This is a genomic window from Pseudomonas sp. SJZ103 (assembly GCF_007828335.1).
GTDB lineage: Bacteria > Pseudomonadota > Gammaproteobacteria > Pseudomonadales > Pseudomonadaceae > Aquipseudomonas.
In genome coordinates this window covers 167,444-190,195 of the sequence record NZ_VIUN01000009.1, presented here as the reverse complement: position 1 = coordinate 190,195, position 22,752 = coordinate 167,444, and the positions used below count along the sequence as shown (strand labels likewise).

The window sequence follows — 22,752 nt, the reverse complement described above, 5'->3', positions numbered from 1 at the left end:
CAAAAAGGATGTTTATGCAAGCCCCTCATTCTATTGCCCACGCCGTCAGCGCTCGCTTCGCTGATCGACCGACACTGGACAGCGTGATTCGCCAGCAACTCGCCACGACCATCGGCGCCGGATACCCCAGCCTGAGCCTGGACCTCAGCCGCACACGCCTGGCCAGGCCACAACGCCGAGGCTGGCTGCTGCAGCCCTTTATGCAGGTGGTCCACGACGCCCTGGCCAGTGGTGTGGCGTTGGACTTCAGCGACGTGAACGGCTCGCCCTGGTACCTCTCGGACGAGCCACCCAAGCGCCTGAAGTTGCCCGGTGTGACCGGGGAAAAACTCGATATGCAGGTCATCGCGACGCTGGTCGACGAACTGCCACGCATCCTGCCCATCGCCCTGCAAAATGCGCTGACCGAATACTGGGATAGCGGCCCCTGGCGCTGGCTGGCTGGCGTATTGAGAGACGCCCTGCGCATCAGTGCCCTGAGCCAGGCCAGTCTGGACCCACCCGCCAGGGAGACCCTCGAGCAGTTGCTCGAGAGGCCGCACCGCGAGGCACGCATCGCACGTCATGGGCCGAATGCCGTGATTGCGTACAGCCTGGAAGCCACACTCACAACCGCCGAACGCAGCGTGACCCTGATCGGGCCGCAGTTGGCTCTGGTCCGCGCCTTCAACGGCAAGGTTTCGGTGCTGTTGTGCAGCCCGGAACACTCCGTCGAGACGTTCGAGAGCATGGACGCACTGATCCAGGCCTACGGCCAACAATTGAGCCGCCGGTACCAGGTCGATGACATCTTGATTCAACGCTACGAGCCCGACGGCGATCCCTTCGAGCACCAAGCGTCGATGATCCTCAATCGCCAACTCGAAGACCTGGGCAGCCTGCGCCTGCCCACCGGCCAGCCCTTCAGCACCTGGGAGGCGCTGTACGCCGACATCACCGACCCGGGGCGTTTTTTGCGCGATGCGCCGGCCGCCCCAGCGCGAACCCTGGACAGCTTGCGCCAGCACCTGCCGACCTGGCTGCGCGACGCCAGTTCCGACGACCAGGCCACGTACAGGCGCTATACCCTGGCGCTCGCCGGGGCCAAACGGCGGGCTGCGGGGCGTAACGCCTTCAGCGACATCGATGACCTGCGTACCTACACCGTCAACGCGCTGTTGCAAGCCTTGCAGCAGGATGCCGTGACCTTGGGCATGTCGGCGCTCACACCGCCCTCGGTCGCCGCCCTGCATCCCGATGACCTGCAACTGAGCTTCGCCATCGCCGCCGGCTATCCGGGTACCGCCGGGATCATCCGGCATGAACGCATGAGCCTGACCGACCTGGCCATCGACAACGTGTCCAGCCGCCCCAGCGGCAGCGTGACCCTCACCCACCGGCTCGGCTTGCCACTACCGGTCTGGCTGACCGCCGACTACCTGATGGGTGCCGACGGCCCGGTGGCACGCGCGGACATCGGCCAGTACTACCCGCGCCTGCTGGAAACACATCTGCTTGGCGAAAGCGCCGAGGCACGCCAGCGTGAAACCCTGTTCGCCGAACAACAGGCCGTGCAGTTGCCCTTGCTGGCCCTGGAACTGAACCTCAAGCAGCAAGCGGGCCTGAGCGCCACGGGCGCGCGCCTGGTAGCGGCATTGATGGAGCCTGATGCTGCCAACCATAGGGTCGACCAACGGCCCGTGGTGATCCGCCATCTGGCGCTGCTGCGGACGCCCGGCGCCCAACCGGACACGGTCACCGCGATGTACTTGATCGAGGCCGAAGACATCCGCGTCGGCCCCCATGTGTTGTACCGCCCGCTGTATGCCGAGGCACTCCAGGAATTTGCCAGCCGCGAGGCCCTGTTCGAGGCCATCGCGGAGAGCGGCCCCTTGCAGGACGGCGTGTTGACCTGGCTGAGTGACAAAGCCCGGCCCATCTACGCCAATGGCGGGTTCCGCGAGCCCCACTCGCTGCGCTTTGGCCAGGGCGACGAATTCGCCCCCTTGAGTAAACCGGCGCCGGCCACGCTGTCCGTCGATGGTATCAATGACGAGCTGCAACAATGCCGGGTGACCGGGCGCCTGATGAGCTACTTGTACAGCGACCACGCGCGGGCCCTGGTGGAGCAGGCCAATCGTGAATCGGTGTCCAACAGCGAAGGCCGCTGGCAGGTGCTGCGCGAAGGCAGCAGCTTGTTGTTCGGTAACCTGTTGCTGCCACTGCTGCGTGGGCCGGCCATGCTGACCGGCTGGCTGTGGGGCCTGATGGCCAGCCTGGACCAGGACATTCCGGCGCTGGCCTCCCAAGACCCGCAAACCCGAGAACTGGCGACCGTCGACCTGCTGCTCAACCTCGGCTTGCTGTTGCTTGAGGCCGTTCCCGTGGTGATCGCCGCACCCTCTGCGCTGGAGGTAGGGCTCAAGGACGAAGCATTGCCCGCCCCCCTGGCCCCGTGGATCGCCGAGCAGTGGCCGCTGCCGCCACCGCCCAGGATCCGTGAAGGCGCTGTCATCCTGCCGGGCGCGCCAGCGCAGACGGGCAAAACTCTACTGGACTTGAGTTTTACCCAGGCACGCCAGCGTCTGACCACGATCCAGCGCAGCCGCCTGACCAGCTTCCGCGCGCCTCGCCCGACGCCCCTGCCCCAACCGGTATTGAACGGGCCACGTCGCGGGCTCTACCTGGTGGAGAACACCTGGCATGCCCTGGTGGAGGACGAGTGGCTGCAGGTGGCCCTGGAGCCGGAGGGCGATATCCGCGTGGTGATGCCTGGCGACGCGACGCACCACGGCCCCTACTTGCGCAGCGAGAGCGACGGGACCTGGTCGGTCGACATGCGGCTGCGTGGCGGCATGCCGCCCAAGCGGATTGCCGCCGAACGCCAGCGCCAGGCGCAGCGCATCAGCGAACTCAAGCTCAGCTTCGAACAGTTCATCCAGGGCCAGGCGGCCCAGCAGAGTCGGATCGACATTATCCTGGGGGTGATGACCAGAACCGACGAGGACCCACGCTTCAGCGAAACGCAACGGGCCGACAGTCGCCAACGCTTCGATACGGCGCTGCAGGAACAGACGCAGGCCTACCAGCAACAGCTGGACAGCCTGCAAGAGCGCAGCGCGCTGGGGATTGCCTTGCCGTCCCAGTCGGTGGCGAGCTTATTGGAAAATATCGTCAACAACGCGCGCAAACATGTGGTGGTGGCCGAAAAAGACCGTACAGCGCTTTACCACAACAACAGTCGCTTCACCGTCAAGGGCGCACGCCTGGCCGAAGCGGTACTGACCGACTTCGCGGCTTACCGCGAGTTCATCCGCGCAATGACTGCCATCAATGAACGCTCGGCCCATTGGCTCGAACGGCGTGACCGCTATCTCGACCAGCTGTTCAGCCTCGGCGACGCCGGGGCTGAATACTACAAGCGCCTGACCTGGGAACGCCCGCAGGAAATCAGTGCCTTGGCCGTCAAGGCCCTGCTGATGCGCAACTATGAACTGATGACCCATAAACACCCTGATCATCCCTTGGTGAGTGTGCTGATCGATATCCTCGAGCCGCTTCAGGAGCACTTGCGTACCCACAGTGACCTGAACGACCTGGAACTGTCGGCAGAGGAACGCATCAACGTGCTGGAAAGCCTGGTGGAGCACTATGGGCGAGGCCTGGACTCATTGCAGGGGGTTGGCATCGTCAACGCCGATGAGCTCGACGGCGACTATTTCCCCAAGCTGGTCACGCTGGTGAGGGAGCTGTACCAGGAGGCGGCCAGGCAGTTGGCCAGCGAAATCAAGCCGATTGCCCGGCCCCCCCGGCGCCCGAATCGGCGCAGCCCGACGGCCGTGGGCCGACCGCAGAAAAAAGTCATACGCACGCCCAAAAAAGGCACCTTTATCGGCGAAGTCAAACCCCTGGGTACCCTGGAAACCGTCGAGGTTCGCTCGGAAGTCACCGGCGAGGTGCTGGGTACTTATGCGCAACGAGGCGAACAATGGATCAAGTTCAAGGAATCGGTACTGCCGACAGCCGCACCGGCTCCCCGCAGCCTGAGCCTGGTCAAGGGTGAAGCCCGCAAGCTGCTGGCCATGCTGGAAGAACACCTCAAGCGCGGCGATCAATACATGAAAATCTCCAGGCATCCGGAAGAGGTCCAGGAGGTGCTGCAACATGAGTCGGTACGCTACGACAAATTGACCAACGAACTGTACCGGGCCATCCAGGCCCAACCAGCCGAGGCCCGTACGCCCGCAGACCAGGCGCTGGAGCGCGACATGCGCCAGGCCGCGGTGCGCCTGAATGAGCGTGGCCTGGCGCTACGCATTCAGCTGTGCCTCGAATTACCTCCCACCCACGGCAACCTGGAATTCCTGATCGAACAAAAGCGCGCGAACATGGCGCTGCTGGGCGAGCGTATCCAGCTCAGCGGCGACCGGCGGGACTTTGTCCAGGAATACGCGGTCAACGACCAGGGTGGCTACCCCTTGTGGTACGCCCATTTCCATTACCCGGCGGCTGACACGCCCAAGCAGAACTACACCGCCGCGCACCTGAAAATCCGCGAGCAACGCCGGGTGAGCTACTACTCGCAGCTGGCCAGGGCCCAAAGCCCCCAGGCGGTGGTGGATGTGCATCGAGGGTTGATCGGCAAGGCGCTGGCGGAGCGTTGGTTCCTGCCGCTGGCCTCCTGAAAAACTGTGGCGAGCCCGCTTGCAGTGCCAAGCGGGCTTTCTGTGGCGAGCGGGCATGGAGATTGTTTTTTACCCAGGCTTTAGTGGGCAAACAACGAGTTGCCCTTCTGCCCCGCCAGCTTCTCGGGCTTGATCAGGAAACGCGCGAGTGCCGGCAGCAGCCACAGTGCACCGAACATGTTCCACAGCAGCATGAAGGTGAGCATCAGGCCCATGTCGGCCTGGAACTTGATGGCCGAGAAGATCCAGGTGCACACGCCGATGGCCAGGCACAAACCGGTGAACAGCACCGCTTTACCGGTGGACTTGAGCGTCTGGTAATAGGCTTCCTGCAACGGCAAACCTGCCCGCAGGAAGCTTTCCAGGCGGCTGTAGATGTAGATGCCGTAGTCCACGCCGATCCCCACGCCCAGGGCCACCACCGGCAAGGTCGCGACCTTGACGCCGATGCCCATGAACGCCATCAGCGCGTTGCCCAGCACCGAGGTCAGCACCAGCGGCAGCACGATGCACAGGGTCGCTGCCCAGGAACGGAAGGTGATCATGCACATGGTCGCCACGCACAGGTACACCAGGATCAGGATGGTCAGTTCCGACTCCTTGATCACCTCGTTGGTGGCCGCCTCGATCCCGGCGTTACCGGCGGCGAGGATGAATTCCAGGCCGTCCTTGTTGTTCTCCTTGGCGAAGTCCTGCACCGCATGCACCGCGCGGTCGAGGGTTTCGGCCTTGTGGTCGTTGAGGAACACCAGCACCGGCGCCAGTGAGCAATTGTTGTTGTACAGGCCATCGGCACGGGCGATGGAGTTGTTCAGCACGTCGGGGTTACGCGACAGGGTTTCCCACTTGAGGTTGCCCTCGTTCATGCCCTTGATCATCTGCTTGGACACGGTCACCAGCGAGATCGCCGACTGCACGCCTTCGGTGTTCTGCATTTTCCACATCAACTGGTCGATGGGCGCCATGGCTTCATAGCGCGAGCAGCCTTCGGCCTTGGTCTTGACCATCACCACCAGCACGTCGGAACTGGTGGAGTAGTTGCTGATGATGAAGTTGTTGTCTTTGTTGTAGCGCGAGTCGGGACGCAGTTCCGGGGCGCCCTGGTCGAGGTCGCCGATCTTCAGGTTCTGGCTGTACCAGAGGCCGCCGCCAAACGCCACCAGCGCCAGCAAGACCGACACCGGCGCCACTTTGGCGCTGGCGAACTTCGACAGCAGGCGCCAGAACGGATGTTCGCGGTGCGCGTCCTTCTTGCTGCGGGCGATGGCACGCTTGCTGATGCCCGCATAGGAAATCGCCACCGGCAGCAGGATCAGGTTGGTGAACACGATCACCGCCACGCCGATGGACGCGCCAATGGCCAGTTCGCGGATTACGCCGATATCGATGATCAGCAGCGTGATAAAGCCCACGGCGTCCGCGAGGATCGCGATCATCCCTGGCAGGAACAGTTGCCGGAAAGTCCGCCGCGCGGCGGTCAGCGCGTTGTCTGCCTCGCTGGATTGCAGGGCGATACCGTTGATCTTCTGCACACCGTGGGAAATCCCGATGGCGAAGATCAGGAACGGCACCAGCATCGAATACGGATCCAGCCCGAAGCCGAAGAAGTGCATCAGGCCGAGTTGCCAGACCACCGCCACCAGTGTGGTGCTCAACACCGCAATGGTGCTGCGCAGGCAGTTGGTGAACCACAGCAATAGAACCAGGGTGATCACGAACGCAACGCCGAAGAACAGCACAACCATCACCAGGCCGTCGATCAGGTCGCCGACCTTCTTGGCGAAGCCGACGATGTGGATCTTGACGTTGGGGTTCTGGGCTTCGAACTTGTCGCGGATCTTGTCTTCGAGTTCATGGGAAAACTTGCGGTAATCCAGGGCCAGCAACTTGCCCTGGTCCTGCGGGTCCGGGTAGGACTCCAGCAGCGGGATGTCGACGATACTCGACTTGAAATCGTTGGCCACCAGGCGCCCCACCTGGCCGGACTTGAGCACGTTGTTGCGCAGTTGATCGAGGCTTTGCGGCGAGCCGTTGTAGCTCTGCGGGATCACTTCACCGCCGGCAAAGCCTTCTTCGGTCACTTCGGTCCAGCGTACGCTGGGGCTCCACAGCGACTTGAGGCCCGAACGATCGACGCCGGAGATGTAGAACACCTCGTCGTTGATCTGGCGCAGGGTCTCCATGTATTCCTTAGTAAAGATGTCACCGTCCTTGGCCTCCACCGAGATACGCACCGTGTTGCCCAGGTTGGCGAGGTCGTTGCGGTGTTCCATCATCTTTTCGATGAAGGGGTGCTTGAGCGGGATCATCTTTTCAAAGCTGGTGGACGGGCGAATCAACGTCGCCTGCCAGAACAGGAAAATGCTCACCAACAGGCAGATCACGATGACTGCCGGGCGGTTGTTGAAGATCAGGCGCTCAAGAAAGGTCGCTTTATCGTTGTGATGACTGCTCATGCGTTCCCCGCCTTCTTATTGTTGTGTCGGTTCGGCGCCAGTGGGTGTGGCGACGCGAACACCACCCTGCCCGACCAGAATCAAGTTGCCATTGCCTGCCGCCGTGACGGCCGACAACGAAATGCGGTCCGGGCGATTGAACACGCTGAAGGTCTGGCCGTCGTCATGGCTGACCACCACGCTGCCGCCATTGCCGACGACAACGATGGCGCCGTCCTCGAGCAACGTCGCCCCCGACAAACCGAACTCCAATGCGCCGCGTGCGGCATTCAGTTCGACCTGTTCCCAGGTGCTGCCGAAATCCGTGGAACGGTAAAGGTTGCCGCGCAAGCCGTAGGCCAGCAGGGTTTGAGGTTGTGCGGTGCTGATCACGCCAAACAGCGAGCCCTCGTAGGGGCCTTCGAGTTTTTCCCAGGTCTGGCCGTCGTCGCTGGAGCGGAACATGCTGCCCTGCTCGCCGACGATAAACAGGCCGGCGTCCTTGATCCGGGCAATAGCGTTGAGGTGGAACTGGTCTTCATTGTCGAGGCGGTCGCTGACGTCGTTCCAGGTCTTGCCGCCGTCGGTGGTCTCGATCAGCGCCCCGTAGGCGCCCACGGCCAGGCCGTGGCTGGCGTCGTTGAACCAGATGTCGAGCAGCGGGGATTCACGCTTGAGGTCCTGGTATTGCTGGGTCCAGGTGGCGCCGCCGTCGGTACTGGCGAGGATTTGCGCATCATGGCCAACCGCCCAGCCCTGCTTGTCATCGACGAAATACACCGCCGTGAGCAACTGCTGGGTGGGGACTTTGGCTTGGGTCCAGGTGTTGCCCTGGTCATCGGAATAGAGGATGTGCCCGCGATCACCGACCGCCACCAGGCGCTTGCCGGCGTGGACGACATCGATCATCAGGCCTTTGGCGGCCTTGGGGGATTCAATCGCAAAAGGGGTATCGCTGGCGGCCTGGACGACAGTCGGCAACGCGACAGTCCCAAACAGCGAGAGCGCTGCGGCCAGCAACGCAACCCTGCGTGCGGCGCGTGGGCGGCAAACAACCCAACCCATGACAGGCTCACTCATAGACCTTTCTCCCATTTATTATTGTTAGGTCGTCTCGCCTTCCCGGGCCCTGAAACCTGCAATCTAGAGCGCCTGGAGGAAGCAGGGGCCATCCTATCGGGCTTTCGAATCGTCTGACAATCGGTGCTACGTTATCTTTTGTTAACTGACGGCGTTTGGCCATGCCTGAATAGGAGGGTATTAGCCAGGCTGATTAATGAATTTTTATTCCATCTATTGAATTATTTGAATTTTTATTCCATTAATAGCCCTCCTGAAAACAATAATCCAAAGGACCACGGCTATGCGTGAACTCGGAATCGGCTTGATCGGCACAGGCTTCATGGGCCGCGCCCACGCCCTGGCATTCAACAATGCCCGGGCGGTATTTGAACTGCCGGTACACCTCAAGCTGGCCGCCCTGGCCGATGCCGACACCGAGCGCGCCCAGCGCTGTGCCACGGCCTGGGGGTTTGCCCAGGCCCACGGCGACTGGCAGGCGCTGATCGACGACCCCGCCGTGGATGTGGTGGCCATCACCACGCCGAACCACCTGCACTTTCCCATGGCGATGGCGGCCATTGCAGCGGGCAAGGCGGTGTACTGCGAAAAACCCCTGGCGGTCAGTCTGGAGCAGGCCGATGCCATGCGCCAAGCCGCCCGCAAAGCCGGGGTGGTGACGCGGGTCGGCTACAACTACCAGCACAACCCGATGATCGGCCTGGCGCGGCAACTGATTGCCGAGGGTGACCTCGGCGACATCATCAGCTTCCAGGGCGAGTTCAGTGAAGACTTCATGGCCGACCCGGCGTCACCGTGGTCGTGGCGTTGTGAAGTGGGGCACGCCGGTGGCGCCCTGGCGGACCTGGGCAGCCACTTGCTGGCAATGGCGCGTTACCTGGTGGGCGATGTGACCGGCGTATGCGCCGACACCCAGACCGTCCACGCCCAACGCCCGGCCGTCAACGGCAGCGCCGAGCAGAAAGCCATCGCCGTGGATGACCAGGTGCACGCCCTGCTGCGCTTCGCCAACGGTGCGCGCGGTACGGTGAGCAGCAGTTGGCTCAAGCATGGTTACAAGAACCACCTGAGTTTCGAGATCAGCGGCACCAAGGGCACGTTGGCGTTCGATCAGGAGCGCTTGAATGAACTGCGCCTGTGCCGTGCCGGCCAGGACGGTTTCCAGCGTTTGCTGGCCGGCCCTGCCCTGCCCGGCTACGCGGCCTTCAGCCCGGCGGCGGGGCATCAGCTGGGGTACAACGAGCTGAAGACCCTGGAGGTGCAGGAGTTGATCATGGCCGTGACGGGGCAAGGCGCGGATGGCACCGACTTTGAAGCCGCGTGGGAAGTGGAGCGGTTGGCGACGGCGATTCGTGTGGCTGCCCAGGAAGAACGCTGGGTCAACGTGAACTCGCTCTGAACATGTAGGAGGGAGGCCCCACTACCTCTGTGGCGAGCGGGCTTGTCCCGCGTTGGCGTGCGAAGCGCCCCTGATGAAGACGAATGCGGTGTATCAGGCACTCCACTGCGGCTGGTTTTGGGGCTGCTCCGCAGCCCAACGCGGGACAAGCCCGCTCGTCACAGGGAGATTTGTCAGGGTCTGAAAAGTTGTGTAGATACCCATGCCGCCGATGGCGGAGCGTCAACCATCTACACAACGTTGTAGCAGCCAACGGTAACCACGATGCGAAGCGAGCCGCTCTTGATCTTGCTTTTGATCTTGATCTCAGGCGCCCCGTTAACCACGCTGGCCGGAATCCGATAGTGATTTGGGGGGTAAACCGGCAGGGATGCCGGTTTAGCCGCCCCGCTCCATGGATGGCGCGTGGCGGCGGCCCCCCAAATCACTGTCGGATTACGGGCACACCGAGCCTAGGCGAGGTGCCGAGTGGTGGGGCGAAGCGTTTTTGGTTACTTTTGGCGCTCTTCCAAAAGTGACCCGCTGTAAGAGCGGAACCCTAAGTGGCCGTTACCGCAGCAACGGATATGTACTCATTCCAACCCCAGCACATGGTCGGCCCAGAGGCCGCCATCGGGAGCAAGCCCCCTCCCACATTTAGATCACCTACACGCAGTTAAATCAGCGCAAGGCTCGGCGCAGTACTTTACCCACAGTGGTCTTGGGCAACTCGGTAGTGCGAAACTCCACATACCTGGGCACCTTGTAACCCGTCAGGTATTCCCGGCAATGGGCGAGGATCTGCTCCTGGGTCAGGTTCGGGTCCTTGCGCACCACGATGATCTTGACCTTTTCCCCCGTCACGCCATCTTCCACCCCAATGGCCGCCACTTCACCGACGCCCGGGTGCAGCGCCACCACGTCTTCGATTTCATTGGGGTACACGTTGAAGCCCGAGACCAGGATCATGTCTTTCTTGCGGTCTACCAGGCGGATAAAGCCGCGTTCATCCATCACGCCGATGTCACCGGTCGACAACCAGCCTTCAGCGTCGAGCACTTCGGCGGTTTCCTTCGGCCGCTTCCAATAGCCCTGCATCACCTGCGGGCCGCGCACTTGCAGTTCGCCCTGCTCGCCGATATCGGCCAGTTCGCCGTCTTCCCGCATAAACCGCACCCAGGTCGACGGCAGCGGGACGCCGATGCTGCCGGTGAATTCCATCTCGCGCATGCGCGCAATGTTGATCGGGCTGATGCTCACCACCGGCGAGCATTCGGTGAGGCCGTAGCCTTCGATGATCGGCAGCCCGGTGACTTCCTTCCAGCGCTTGGCCACCGCCGTGTGCGTGGCCATGCCGCCGGCAATCACCATGCGCAGGTCGGAGAAGTCCCGCGCACAGAACTCTTTGTTCTCCAGCAGGCCGTTGAACAGCGTATTGACCCCGGCGATGCCATTGAAGCGCTCCTTGCGCAGGATCATCTGCACCCGCTTCACATCCCTGGGGTTGGCGATGAGTATGTTGCGCCCACCCAGGCACATGAACATCAGGCAATTCACCGTCAGCGAAAAGATGTGGTACAGCGGCAGCAGGGTGACGTTGGTTTCCTGTTTGTCCTGGTCCAACTGGTCGCCGACCCAGGCCTTGGCCTGCAACAGGTTGGCGATGATGTTGCGATGGCTGAGCATCACGCCCTTGGCGTCCCCCGTGGTGCCGCCGGTGTATTGCAGGAAGGCCAGGTCGTCGAGGTGTATGTCCACCGGGAAGTGGTTGAGCGCGCGGCCCTGTTTCAGCACCTGGTTGAAACGCACCGAGCCCCTCAGGTTGAAGGCCGGCACCTGCTTTTGCACGCGGCGCAGGATGAAGTTCATCGCCGCGCCCTTGAAGGTGCCAAGCAAGTCGCCAATGGCGGCCACCACCACGCGCTTGACGCTGCTGCCGGCAATGACTTTTTCCAGGGTGTGGGCGAAGTTTTCGAAGATCACCACGGTTTCGGCGCCGCTGTCCTTGAGCAGATGCTTGAGCTCGTGGGAGGTGTACAACGGGTTGACGTTGACCACCACCGCGCCGGCCAGGATGGTGCCCAGCAGGCAGATCGGGTACTGCAAGCAGTTGGGCATCATCAGCGCCACGCGGTCGCCCTTCTTCACGCCCTGGCCCTGCAGCCAGGCGGCAAACGCAATGCCTTGCACCTGCCAGTCGGCGTAGGTCATTTCGGTGCCGATGCTGACGTAGGCCACCCGCTCGCGAAATTTCTCCAGGTGTTCCAGGAACACCTCGCGCAGCGACGGGTAGTCCTCGATAGCGGCATCGATGTCTGCCGGGACGCCGGGCAGGTAAGCGTTCAACCACACCCGTTCGGCGTGTTCCAGGCTGATAGCGTTCATGGCAGTCTCCTTGTTGTTGTTTTTGTTGGCGCTACTTTTCGACGATGGCGGTAATGCCCAGCCCGCCCGCCGCGCAGATGGATATCAGGCCGCGACCGCCGCCCCGCTCGTGAATGGCCTTGGCCAGGGCCGCCAATTGCCGGCCACCGGTGGCGGCAAACGGGTGACCGCAGCCGAGGGAGCCGCCGTTGACGTTCATTTTGGCGCGGTCGATGGCCCCCAGTGGCGCGTCCAGGCCGAGCCGTTCGCGGCAGTAATCGGCGTCTTCCCAGGCCTTGAGCGTGCACAGCACCTGGGCGGCAAACGCTTCGTGGATCTCGAAGAAATCGAAGTCGGCGAAACTCAACCCTTCGCGCTTGAGCATGCGCGGTACCGCATAGGCCGGGGCCATCAACAGGCCTTCGCTGCCGTCGACAAAACTCACCGCCGCTGTCTCGCCCGTGCGCAGGTAGGCCAACACCGGCCAGCCATTGGCGGTCGCCCACTCTTCGCTGGCCAACAGCACCACCGAAGCGCCATCCGTCAGTGGCGTGGAGTTGCCCGCCGTGAGGGTGCCGTTCTGGCGATCGTAGGCCGGGGACAGCCCGGCGAGTTTCTCCAGGCTGGCGTCGGCGCGCAGGTTGTTGTCCCGCGCCAGGCCGCGATGGGGGCTGATCAGGTCGTCGAAGAAACCGCGCTGATACGCGGCATCCAGGCGCTGGTGGCTGGTGAGGGTCAGCTCATCCTGGGCCAGACGCTTGATCTGCCAGCGCTGGGCCATTGCCTCGCAATGCTCGCCCATGGACAAGCCGGTGCGCGGCTCGCCATTGCGCGGCAACAGCGGCTTGAACAACATCGACGGGCGCACCTTCAGCAGCGCCTTCAACGTGTCGCCCATGCCCTTGGCGCGGTTGGCCGCGAGCAAGGTGTGGCGCAGGGACTCATTGATGCCGATGGGCGCGTCGGAGGTGGTGTCGGCGCCACCGGCGATGCCCACCTCGATCTGGCCGAGGGCGATTTTGTTCGCCACCAGCAAGGCTGCTTCCAGGCCGGTGCCGCAGGCTTGCTGCACATCGTAGGCCGGGGTCTGCGGGGACAAGGTGGTCGACAACAGCGACTCGCGCGCCAGGTTGAAATCCCGCGAATGCTTGATCACCGCGCCGGCGGCAAACTCGCCCAGGCGCTGGCCGTGCAGGTTGTAACGGTCGACCAGGCCCTGCAGCGCCGCCACCAGCAGGTCCTGGTTGCTGTCGTGGGCGTACACCGTGTTGGAACGGGCAAACGGGATGCGGTTGCCGCCGATAATCGCCACGCGGCGGGTCGGGGCCGGATTGAAGCTGTAGTCACTCATGTAGGGCTCTCATTCCAGACAAATAGCCCGCGCATATGCGGTTTGTCGCCGGCGAAATTGCGCACTTCGAATTCGCGGCGCGGGCCGCTCACGGGGTGTTGCCACAGGGCGACCTGGCCGGGCAAAAAGATCGGTAGCTTGAAGTCGCAATGGGCTTGGGCCTGATCCAGGCCACCGGGCGGTTGTTGAGCGGCCAATGCGCGGCCGAGGGTCCACATGCCATGGGCGATGGCGCGGCGAAAGCCGAAGAGCCTGGCGCCGATCAGTGAGGTGTGGATCGGGTTGAAGTCCCCCGAGACCTTGGCGAAGCGCCGCCCCAGATTGGCCGGCAACACCCAGCGCTGCGTACGCAACAGGCCTTCCTCCTGCAAGGCCAGCGCGTCCTCCCACGGCTCGCCGACGGGACTTTTGACCTCGCGGCGCAGGTACAGGCTGTCGCTTTCCCACACCAGGGTGCCGCTGCTGTAGGCGCGGGTGGCGATGCTCAGCGCCTGGCCCTTGGCATGGGCCACCCAGCGTTCACAAAAGACGTCCAGGCGCAGCGCCTGGCCTTCCCGCAGCCGCTGGTGCTGCCGGATGCGGTTGGCCAGGTGCACCATGCCGCTGGCCGGGTACGGAAAACTCGGACGGGTCAGCAGCATCAGGTGCAGGGGGAACGCCAGCACATGGGGGTAAGACAACGGCACACCCTGCTCGCGGCGAAAACCACAGGCACGGCCATAGGCGGCGATACCGGCGGCGGACAACTCCACCGCCGAGCGCACCAGGCGCTCCTTGGGCAACAGCGGGGCGCCGTCGAACTTGGGCTTGCGCAAGCCACGCACGCCGTCCAGCAACAGGCGCGTGCGTGATGGCGGTGGGTCGATGATCTGCGTCACGTAGTCCATGGCTCAGGCTCCCAGCAGGCTTTGGCCGCACACGCGCACGACCTGGCCGTTGACCCCGCCGGACGCAGGATGCGCCAGCCAGGCAATGGTTTCGGCCACATCGATCGGCTGCCCGCCTTGGGACATCGAGTTCATGCGCCGCCCCGCCTCGCGAATCATCAGCGGGATTTTTGCGGTCATCTGGGTCTCGATAAACCCCGGCGCTACGGCATTCACCGTGACCTGGGCCGCCGCCGCATGCGGCGCCAGACCTTGCACCAGGCCAATCACGCCGGCCTTGGAGGTGGCGTAGTTGCTTTGCCCGAGGTTGCCGGCAATGCCGGAGATCGACGACACGCACACGATGCGCCCACCGGGGTTAAGGCCCTGGCATTCCAACAGGGCGTTGCTCAGGTTCAACGGTGCTTCGAGGTTGACCGCCAGCACGCTGCGCCAGGCCGCCTCCGTCATCTTGGCGATGGTCTTGTCGCGGGTAATCCCGGCGTTGTGCACTACCACGTCGAAGGCGCCGTATTGGCTGACGTGGGCTTGAAGCTGTACAGCGGCGTCCGCCGCCGTGATGTCCAATGGCAGCGCCGAACCGTCCACACTGGCGGCCGCCTGTTGCAGCGATGCCTGGGCCTGGGGCACGTCCACGCAGACCACATGGGCGCCGTCGCGGGCGAGTACCTGGGCAATCGCCAGGCCGATGCCACGGGAAGCCCCGGTCACCAGCGCGCGTCGGCCGGCGAAGGGTTTGTCCCAATTGACGCTGACATGACCATCCACGGGTTTTTCCAGGCGCACCACTTGCCCGGAGACGTAGGCCGAACGGCGCGACAGGAAGAAACGCAAGCTGCTGTCCAGCGCATCTTCCGCACCCGGCGCCACGTACAACAACTGCACGGTGATCGCCCGGCGCAGCTCCTTGGCCAGCGAGCGCACCAGCCCTTCGAGGGCACGCTGGGCGATGGCCTGGGGCAAGTCCGCGCAGTGTTCGGGCGCCGTGCCCAACACCACCACTCGACCGTGCTGGCCAAGGCGTTTGGCGTTGGCGTGGAAGAATTCGTACAGCTCATCCAACTGTTTCAGGTCGACCACAGCGCTGGCATCGAACACTGCGCCCTGCACCTTGACCGTGGACGGCGCCTTGAGCGTCGCCGGGGTGGCGGTGACCGTGTCGGTGGCGCTGAACACCTGTTGCACCTGCGCAACCAGGCGCCCTGCCCCGGCGACAATCACCGGGTTGGCCAGGCCTGGCTGGCCGCTGCGATGGCGCTGCAACGGCACGGGCTGAGGCAAGCCCACCGCCTGGGCCAGGCGACGGCCCCAGGGGGAATTGACGAACGATAGGTAGCTGTCACTCATATCCGCATTCACTCACAACACATTCTGACCTTGTAAACCCGATCCAATGTGGGAGGGGGCTTGCTCCCGATAGCGGTGGTTCAACCAATGAGTCGGTGACTGATGGATTGCTATCGGGAGCAAGCCCCCTCCCACATTGACCGCGTTTGTCCTAGTTGACCGAGGCGTTTTCGCTTTGGCTGCTGCGGCGCTTGGGCGCCGGTTCCAACGCCTGCTTGCGCTGCTGCAACGCCTCCAGCAAACCGAAGTCCTGGGGGAAGTCATCCACCTGGATAGCGTGGTCGGCGTATTCCACATAGCGCGCCAGCAAGGCGTCTTCGTCGTCGCTGATCAGGTCCAGCGCCCGCGCCTTGACGCGCCAGGCGGTAAACGCGGTGGTGGAGATCGGCATTGGTTCGAGCAGGCCTTGCTTAATGGCTGGCTTGAGTCGGGCGTCGATCAACTCCACCTGCGGCAACAGGCGGAAGCCCAGTTCGCCATAGGCCAGCTTGTCGATTTCCGGGCGCGGAATGTAGGAATTGGCCAGCAGGCGGTCGCGGGTTTCGCCGGGGGTCTGCACCACATCAGCCACCTGGGCCAGCAGGTGGTCCGAGGGTTTGCGCAGCGGAATACCGAACGGGAACGTCAAGCCTCGCAGCACCGCAGCCGCCGCCGTGGAGGGGTAGTTATCCAGCACTTCGGCGAGGGCTTCATGGGCACGCAGCAACGCGTCCTGTGCCGCCCAATGCACCAGCGGCAGGTCTGTCTGGGGCCGGCCGTCGTCCTCAAAGCGCTTGAGCACGCAGGACAGGATGTACAGCTGCGACAGAATATCGCCCAAACGCCCGGTGATACTTTCCTTGCGCTTGAGGGCACCGCCCAGCACGCCCATGGAAATATCCGAGACCAGCGCCAACACCACCGACAGACGATTGGCCTGGCGATAGTAGGTTGCCAGAGCCGGGTCGGTCTTGGCCGGTACGGAAATCAGGCGCCCGCCTGTCAGGGCATGCACCGCCGCACGTACGGTGTTGGCCAGCACGAAACTCACATGGCCGAACATCGCGCTGTCGAATTCCTCCAGCGCCTTGCGCCGGTCCGGGTTGCGGGCGGCTTCCATTTCGCGGAATACATAGGGATGGCAGCGGATCAAGCCCTGGCCATAGATGATCAGGCAGCGCGTCATGATGTTCGCGCCTTCCACCGTAATGGCGATGGGGCTTTGCTGGTAGGCGCGGGCGAGGAAGTTATTGGGGCCCATGCAGATGCCCTTGCCGGCAACAATGTCCATGCCGTCGTTGACGATCATCCGCGCGCGTTCGGTGACGTGGTATTTGGCGATGGCCGAGATCACCGAGGGTTTCTCACCCGCATCCAGGGACGCCACCGAGACCTTGCGCACCGCATCGCAGGCATACAGGTGCCCGGCCATGCGCGCCAGCGGCGCCTGCACGCCTTCGAACTTGCCGATGGGCAAGCCGAACTGTTTGCGCATCGCCGCATAGGCCGTGGTACCGCGCACCGCGACCTTGCCCAGGCCGACGTTGGCCGACGGCAGGGAAATCGCGCGGCCGGCGGCCAGGCATTCCATCAACATGCGCCAGCCATTGCCCACTTGCTCGCGGCCACCGATGACCCATTCCAGCGGGATGAACACATCCTTGCCGGTGGTCGGACCGTTCTGGAACACCGCGTTGAGCGGCCAGTGGCGACGGCCGCTGTTCACGCCGGGATGGGAGGTAGGAATCAGGGCGCAGGTGATGCCCAGCGAACCTTTTGGCCCCAGTAAACCGTCCGGGTCTTCGGCGCGAAACGCCAGGCCAAGCACCGTGGCGATCGGCCCGAGGGTGATATAGCGCTTGTCCCAGGTCACGCGAAAGCCCAGCACTTCCTGGCCTTCATGGGTGCCTTTGCAGACGATGCCCAGATCGGGAATCGCCCCGGCATCGGAGCCGGCATACGGGCTGGTCAAGGCAAAGCACGGGATGTCTTCGCCCCGGGCCAAACGCGGCAGGTAGTAATTGCGCTGGGCGTCGGTGCCGTAGTGCAACAGCAACTCGGCCGGGCCCAGGGAGTTGGGGACCATCACCGAAATCGCCGCCGCCGAGCAGCGCGTCGAGAGCTTCATCACCACCTGCGAGTGCGCATAGTGGGAGAAGCCTTTGCCGCCGTACTGCTTGGGAATGATCATGCCGAGAAAGCCGGCATCCTTGGTGTACTGCCAGCCTTCGGGGGACATGTCCTGCCAGACCTGGGTGGTTTCCCAGTCGTTGGCGATGTCGCACAGGGTTTCCACTTCATTGTCGAGGAAGGCTTGTTCCTCGGCGCTGAGGCTCGCCGGGGCGGCTTGCAGCAGGCGCTGCCAGTTAGGTTTGCCGCTGAACAGCTCAGCGTCCCACCACACCGTGCCGGACTCGATGGCGGCGCGTTCGGTGTCGGACATCGCCGGCATGATCGTGCGAAACAGGCCGAGGGCCTTGCTGGTCAACAACGTGCGGCGCAGCGGTTTAATGGTCATCAGCAAAGCCGGTAACACCACCAGCACCGCCGCGACGGTGGCGCCGAACGCCGCCACCACGTTGAACAGGTAACACGCTGTCAGCCAGATCAGTCCGGCGCCCAACCACAGGGTGGCGGCAGCTTGTCGATACGCCAGGGCAATCGCGGCTGCGACACCCACCAATAACCAGATAACCATGGGGATACCTCTACTCGATTCAGGGCGTGGTTTACGTGCGGAAGGTCGGATTGACCTGCGGCGTAAAGCCACACTACAAACTTGGAAAGCCAAATTCAAATTTTGTTTTGAAATTTTTATTTAATGCTTGGGCGAAAAAATAGCGGCTGAATGAATCAGCCTGGGAACGCCAATACTCAAGGAACTGTCGACGTGGAATGAGGGTGAAGGCATCAAGATGCGCTTGGTGCCTTTTCCATCACCCTCTATGAAACATCAGAACGCGTAGGTGGCCGACACGCTCACCACATCGCCCGACGACTCCGCCTTGCCATTCAGGCTTGCGCCACCCAGGCGATCGACGTTTTGAGTCTTGAGCTTGACCTCTTGCACGAACTGGTGGGAATAGGCCAAGTCAAGACTGAGGCCTTTGATTGCTTTCACATCGTAACCAGCCCCCAACGACAGGAATGTACGGTCGCCATCCGGGATTCGCGGGTCGCGGGTCGAATTGCGTGTAGGTGTCTGGTCAAGGGCTACACCTGCACGCAAGGTCAACTCATCGGTCAAGCGGTAGTCTCCGCCGAGGGAGTACATCCAGGTGTTCTTGTAGTTGTAGGGAATGGACACAATGGTGGTGCCACCGGACTCGAGTGTCAGGTCTTTGAAAGAGGACCACTCAGTCCAGGTCACACTGGCCCCCAGGGTGAAGCGATCGTTGAACTGGTGCACCCAGTCCAGGCCAGCCGTGGCAGGAATGTCCAGTTGGACACTGGCATGGGCGCCGTCCGGCGCCAGCTCTAACCCTGGATAAGCGGTATTCACCAACGTACCGCTACCGCCAAACGGGCTTGGCTGGGTCATCAGGTTGTAGGAAAACTGATCGGCGTAAATATTGTATTTGCCGGTCATCTTGTTCTTGATCTTGGCGTGGTAATTCAAGCCAAGGGTATCTCGTTCCGTGGGTTTCCAAACAATGCCGGTAAACCAGCCCGCTGAAATGTTGTCGACCTTCACACGCATCAAGGCACTGCCGACATCAGACGGAAAATTGATCCCGCCCAGCACGGAATCGGACACCGCGGCGGCAGACAACAAGTCCACGTTTTGGCTGACGAAGCCCTTGCTGTGTTGCACGATCACGCCACCGCCGATAGAGAATTGGTCATTCACCTTAAAGGACAGGGATCCGGTCAACCCTACGGTTTCAATTTTGGTGTCCACCGCAAAGTCGCGCAGTTTCGAGTCCTGATCCCAAGTGGAGCGCATACCTTGCGGCACAACCTGGCTCAGGCCGAAAGCGAACCGATCCCCCAGGGGCATGACCATGAAACCGGTTGGCAACCAGGCAGTGAACCCGCCTTGACCACCGTCGTTGTTATTCACCGTAGTCGCTGCAACGTCGGGAAACCCATTGGCGTCCAAGGGCGTATTGGAAATCGGGTTGCCTGCATAATCAGAGGCGTCACCTTTGTACTTGATCTTGATGCGGGCATAGTCGACGGTAAATTGCGCCACGTTGTGTTCGACAAACGCCATGGCCGCCGGGTTGTTGTACGCGGAACTGGGATCGTTCTTGAACAACGAACCACCGGCAAATGCCCGGCCCCAACCGGGTGCGCCGTAGGTCGGTGTTGAAAAACCGCCGGCCTGTGCGGGCGCATTCACCATCGCCCCGCCTATCAGTGCCAGCCCCAACAAAACCTGCACGTGTTGTTTCTTATTATTCATGCGGCACTCCTTATTGTTATTTCTCTGAGCCGGCCCCGCCGGTTCGTTTTGCTTCCGGCAGTTCACAAACTGGCGCCCGATCGAGGCGCCAGTCTTTCAACAGGTGATCAGCCCGGTGTGTCCGTTGCCCATCAAGGCACGATGGTAAATGTCGGGCTTGGGGTAACGCTGAGGCTCACCACGGTGCAGCTGCCGCTCAGGGTCTGGTTGGAGGCGGTCAGCACACCACCGCTGTAGCCCACGGTAATGGTGGACGGACCGCAATTGGACGCCGGGTACAGAACCGACGCGGCGATGGTGTAACCAACGTTGCTGACCGAGCCCGCAGCGGCACCGGTGGCGGTCAAGGTCCATGGCAGACCGGTGATTTTCGGCAGCGCACAAAGACCACCGCCGGTCACCGCCACGCCAGTGATTTTTGCGACACCGCTGGCATCGACGTTCCCGGTAAAAGTTGCGCCGCAGTTAACAGTGGCCTGGAACGAGGATGGTGACTTCACCGAAATGGTGCCTGGCGCAGTGAAGCTCGAGTTCACCGGGGTGATGCTATAGGCATTGGCCATCGAAGCAGCGCCCATGCAAACAGCCAAAGCAGACAACGACACGAGGGTTTTCAAGCTTTTCATTGTTTTTCCTCACATGTAATGGCGAGTCATTCGCCAGGGGGTAATGGCCATGAACGAGAGGTCACGGTGAAACTGCAGAACTTCCCTTTCCAGCCAAATTTCAATTCAATTACCGCAGCACGTTATTCAACAACTTTGAAGTTCGGCGGCATCTTGATCGACACCGTCTTGATCTTGCAGTCTTCGCCAATCGGTACATTGGCGGCTTCCAACTTACCGGTGGCGTTATCCCAGGTGCCATCGGCGGTGGAAGGCCCACACTTGCCGCCCAGGCCGAAGGCATGAACATCGACGCTGATCTTCGACATGGAACCGCTCCTGGTATCTTTGGCGACCAGAATCCACGGCAAGTTGATGGCTTCGACGCGGCTGCATTTGAGGCCGCCGTCGAATTCGACTTGGTCGACATTGACCGAGGAACCGTCCGCAGCGACCTTGCCGGCCACCTTGATGGTGCAATCGGCGCTGATCAGCGCGCCCTTGGAGAAGCTGATCGGGCCTTGGGCGGTAAACGCGCTGCCGGCCGGTTCGATACGTGCGGCCTGGGCCTGGTGATAGGCGATCAAGCCCAGCGCGGCGAATACGATATGGGTGGTGAACTTGGCAGGTGTTTGCATGGTGTACGTCCTTCCCTTTAATTATTTTTGTTCGGGTCAAAGCACTTTCTCTGGGCGATAAAATCCTGCGCGGCAATCAGGCCCCGAGCACACAACAAAAACTAAGTGTTATTTCAGATCAAAACGGCTTGGCACTGCCGCTGTACTTTTCCAGGTACTTCAAACGCTGTGAAGGTTGAAGATTGGTCAGGGTGATATCCCCGGCATAGTGATTAAGGACTCGATGGTCCATGCGTCGTCGCCACAAGTAAGGCACATACGCCCAGACAATCATGCTCGCGTAACCATAAGGCAGTTGCGGCGACTCATCGAAGTGGCGTAACGACTGATAACTGCGCGTCGGGTTGGCATGGTGATCGGAATGCCGCTGCAACTGGAAGAGAAAGATATTGGTGACAATCCGATTACTGTTCCAGGAGTGCCGAGGCGAACACCGCTCATAACGACCGTTGGGCAACTTCTGGCGTTTAAGGCCGTAGTGCTCCACATAGTTCACCACTTCCAGCAACGAGAAGCCGTAGACGCCCTGGATAACCAGGAACGGAATCACCGTCGCCCCCAGCCAGGCAATCATCGCGCCCCACAACACCACGCTGTACATCCAGGCACTGAGCACAGCGTTTTTCCAATGCCAGGCCGGCAGGCCGAGTTTGCGCAGACGCTCGCGTTCCAGGTTCCAGGCCGAATGTGCGCTGAACCACACCGAGCGCGGCAGGAAGGCCCAGAAACTTTCACCCAGCCGCGAGCTGGCCGGGTCTTCCGGCGTCGCGACGCGCACGTGATGACCACGGTTGTGTTCGGTGTAGAAGTGCCCGTAGAAAGTCGGCGCCAGGGTGACCTTGGCCAGGAACACTTCCAGGGCATTGGGCTTGTGCCCCAGTTCATGGGCCGTGTTGATGGCGATGCCGGTGGCGGCGCCGGTCGACATGGCCATGCCCAGGTAGGTGAACCAGCTCGGTTCGCCATGCAGTTGCGTACGGTCGGTGATGTAACCGGCGGCGTGGACCAGCCAGCTGGAAGGCTCAAGGTTGGCGGTGGCATGCAACAGGCCGCCCTGGATGATCCAGTCGATGCCGTCGGCGGCCAGCCATCCGGTAATCACTACCGACGAGATGACGAACAGCACACCGGTGTAGACGATCCAGCGATAGTAGCTTTGGGATTCAAGGTGGTTGACGGCAGATTCGGGCGGGTTGCTGACGTCTTCGCCGAGCAGGCCGTCGATCAGGGGGATCAGGCCAAAGATCACCAGTACACCGACCCACCACAGTTGTTGAATGCCGGTGGTAATGGCGAGTGCGCCGGACAACAGAGGGGTAGCCAACGGCATGATGCCCAACCACCACAGGTGGCGCTTGCCGTCGGTCCAAACGCTTGGCGCTGCCAGAGTCTGGTTCATGGCAGCCTCCGTGGCAGGCAGGCGGAAAACAGGTTCAGGGAGCACTGGGTGCCCCGGGAAATCAACCATGCGATAAAAGACGTTTTTTTCATTTTTATTCGCTCTTAGGCATTTCAAAAATCATTTCAAAATAAATATTGAAATATTTTTTTAAATAAATAACGCGGAATCGTTAGGTCGTCAACTACTTTTTCGAAGCCTTTTTGGCGTGACCGAG

The 22,752-nt window shown here is 62.0% G+C and carries 13 protein-coding genes; 2 read left to right on the top strand and 11 right to left on the bottom strand.

What is annotated here, in order from left to right:
* Window positions 1-14: 14 nt before the first annotated feature.
* On the top strand, window positions 15-4,664 hold the full coding sequence (locus FBY10_RS19960) for a hypothetical protein (protein ID WP_145337548.1): 4,650 nt from the start codon (window positions 15-17) through the stop codon (window positions 4,662-4,664).
* Between the two features lie 80 nt (window positions 4,665-4,744).
* Here the strand turns inward: FBY10_RS19960 and FBY10_RS19955 are convergent, their stop codons facing one another.
* Together FBY10_RS19955 and FBY10_RS19950 are read right to left on the bottom strand one after the other, a co-directional pair.
* Window positions 4,745-7,120 carry an RND family transporter gene (locus FBY10_RS19955; RefSeq protein ID WP_145337547.1) on the bottom strand — a complete coding sequence of 792 codons (2,376 nt, stop codon included), beginning with the start codon at window positions 7,118-7,120 and terminating at the stop codon, window positions 4,745-4,747.
* Window positions 7,121-7,135: 15 nt separating this feature from the next.
* Window positions 7,136-8,164, bottom strand: a complete 1,029-nt coding sequence (locus tag FBY10_RS19950; RefSeq protein WP_178116777.1) for a YCF48-related protein — start codon at window positions 8,162-8,164, stop codon at window positions 7,136-7,138.
* Window positions 8,165-8,462: 298 nt separating this feature from the next.
* On the opposite strand from FBY10_RS19950, the gene FBY10_RS19945 reads away from it, so the two are divergent.
* Window positions 8,463-9,578 (top strand): Gfo/Idh/MocA family protein, encoded by a 1,116-nt coding sequence (locus FBY10_RS19945; protein WP_145337546.1) that lies wholly within the window; start codon window positions 8,463-8,465, stop codon window positions 9,576-9,578.
* A gap of 660 nt (window positions 9,579-10,238) precedes the next feature.
* Here the strand turns inward: FBY10_RS19945 and FBY10_RS19930 are convergent.
* The 9 genes from FBY10_RS19930 to FBY10_RS19890 all read right to left on the bottom strand — a co-directional run bounded on the left by FBY10_RS19930 (window position 10,239) and on the right by FBY10_RS19890 (window position 22,535).
* Window positions 10,239-11,942, bottom strand: coding sequence for an AMP-binding protein (locus FBY10_RS19930; RefSeq protein ID WP_145337544.1), 1,704 nt, complete (start codon window positions 11,940-11,942; stop codon window positions 10,239-10,241).
* Window positions 11,943-11,973: 31 nt separating this feature from the next.
* Entirely contained in the window at window positions 11,974-13,272 is a 1,299-nt protein-coding gene (locus FBY10_RS19925) for an acetyl-CoA C-acetyltransferase (protein ID WP_145337543.1), read from the bottom strand.
* The gene (locus FBY10_RS19920) at window positions 13,269-14,159 is read right to left on the bottom strand and encodes a MaoC/PaaZ C-terminal domain-containing protein (RefSeq protein WP_145337542.1); all 891 of its coding nucleotides are present in this window, start codon (window positions 14,157-14,159) and stop codon (window positions 13,269-13,271) included. Before FBY10_RS19920 ends, FBY10_RS19925 begins: the two co-directional genes overlap by 4 nt.
* Before the next feature lie 3 nt (window positions 14,160-14,162).
* Window positions 14,163-15,506, bottom strand: a complete 1,344-nt coding sequence (locus tag FBY10_RS19915) for a 3-oxoacyl-ACP reductase (RefSeq protein ID WP_145337541.1) — start codon at window positions 15,504-15,506, stop codon at window positions 14,163-14,165.
* Between the two features lie 151 nt (window positions 15,507-15,657).
* Complete coding sequence (locus FBY10_RS19910; protein WP_145337540.1) at window positions 15,658-18,183, bottom strand: acyl-CoA dehydrogenase; 2,526 nt, start codon at window positions 18,181-18,183, stop codon at window positions 15,658-15,660.
* Window positions 18,184-18,438: 255 nt separating this feature from the next.
* Window positions 18,439-19,893: an outer membrane protein transport protein gene (locus FBY10_RS19905; RefSeq protein WP_131699328.1), complete on the bottom strand. Its 1,455-nt coding sequence runs from the start codon at window positions 19,891-19,893 to the stop codon at window positions 18,439-18,441.
* A 131-nt stretch (window positions 19,894-20,024) separates the two neighbouring features.
* Window positions 20,025-20,519, bottom strand: a complete 495-nt coding sequence (gene praB, locus FBY10_RS19900) for an alkane oxidation protein activator PraB (protein WP_027608591.1) — start codon at window positions 20,517-20,519, stop codon at window positions 20,025-20,027.
* A 122-nt stretch (window positions 20,520-20,641) separates the two neighbouring features.
* Entirely contained in the window at window positions 20,642-21,136 is a 495-nt protein-coding gene (gene praA / locus FBY10_RS19895; RefSeq protein ID WP_145337539.1) for an alkane oxidation protein activator PraA, read from the bottom strand.
* 118 nt (window positions 21,137-21,254) lie between these two features.
* On the bottom strand, window positions 21,255-22,535 hold the full coding sequence (locus tag FBY10_RS19890) for an alkane 1-monooxygenase (RefSeq protein ID WP_145337538.1): 1,281 nt from the start codon (window positions 22,533-22,535) through the stop codon (window positions 21,255-21,257).
* Window positions 22,536-22,752 lie beyond the last annotated feature (217 nt).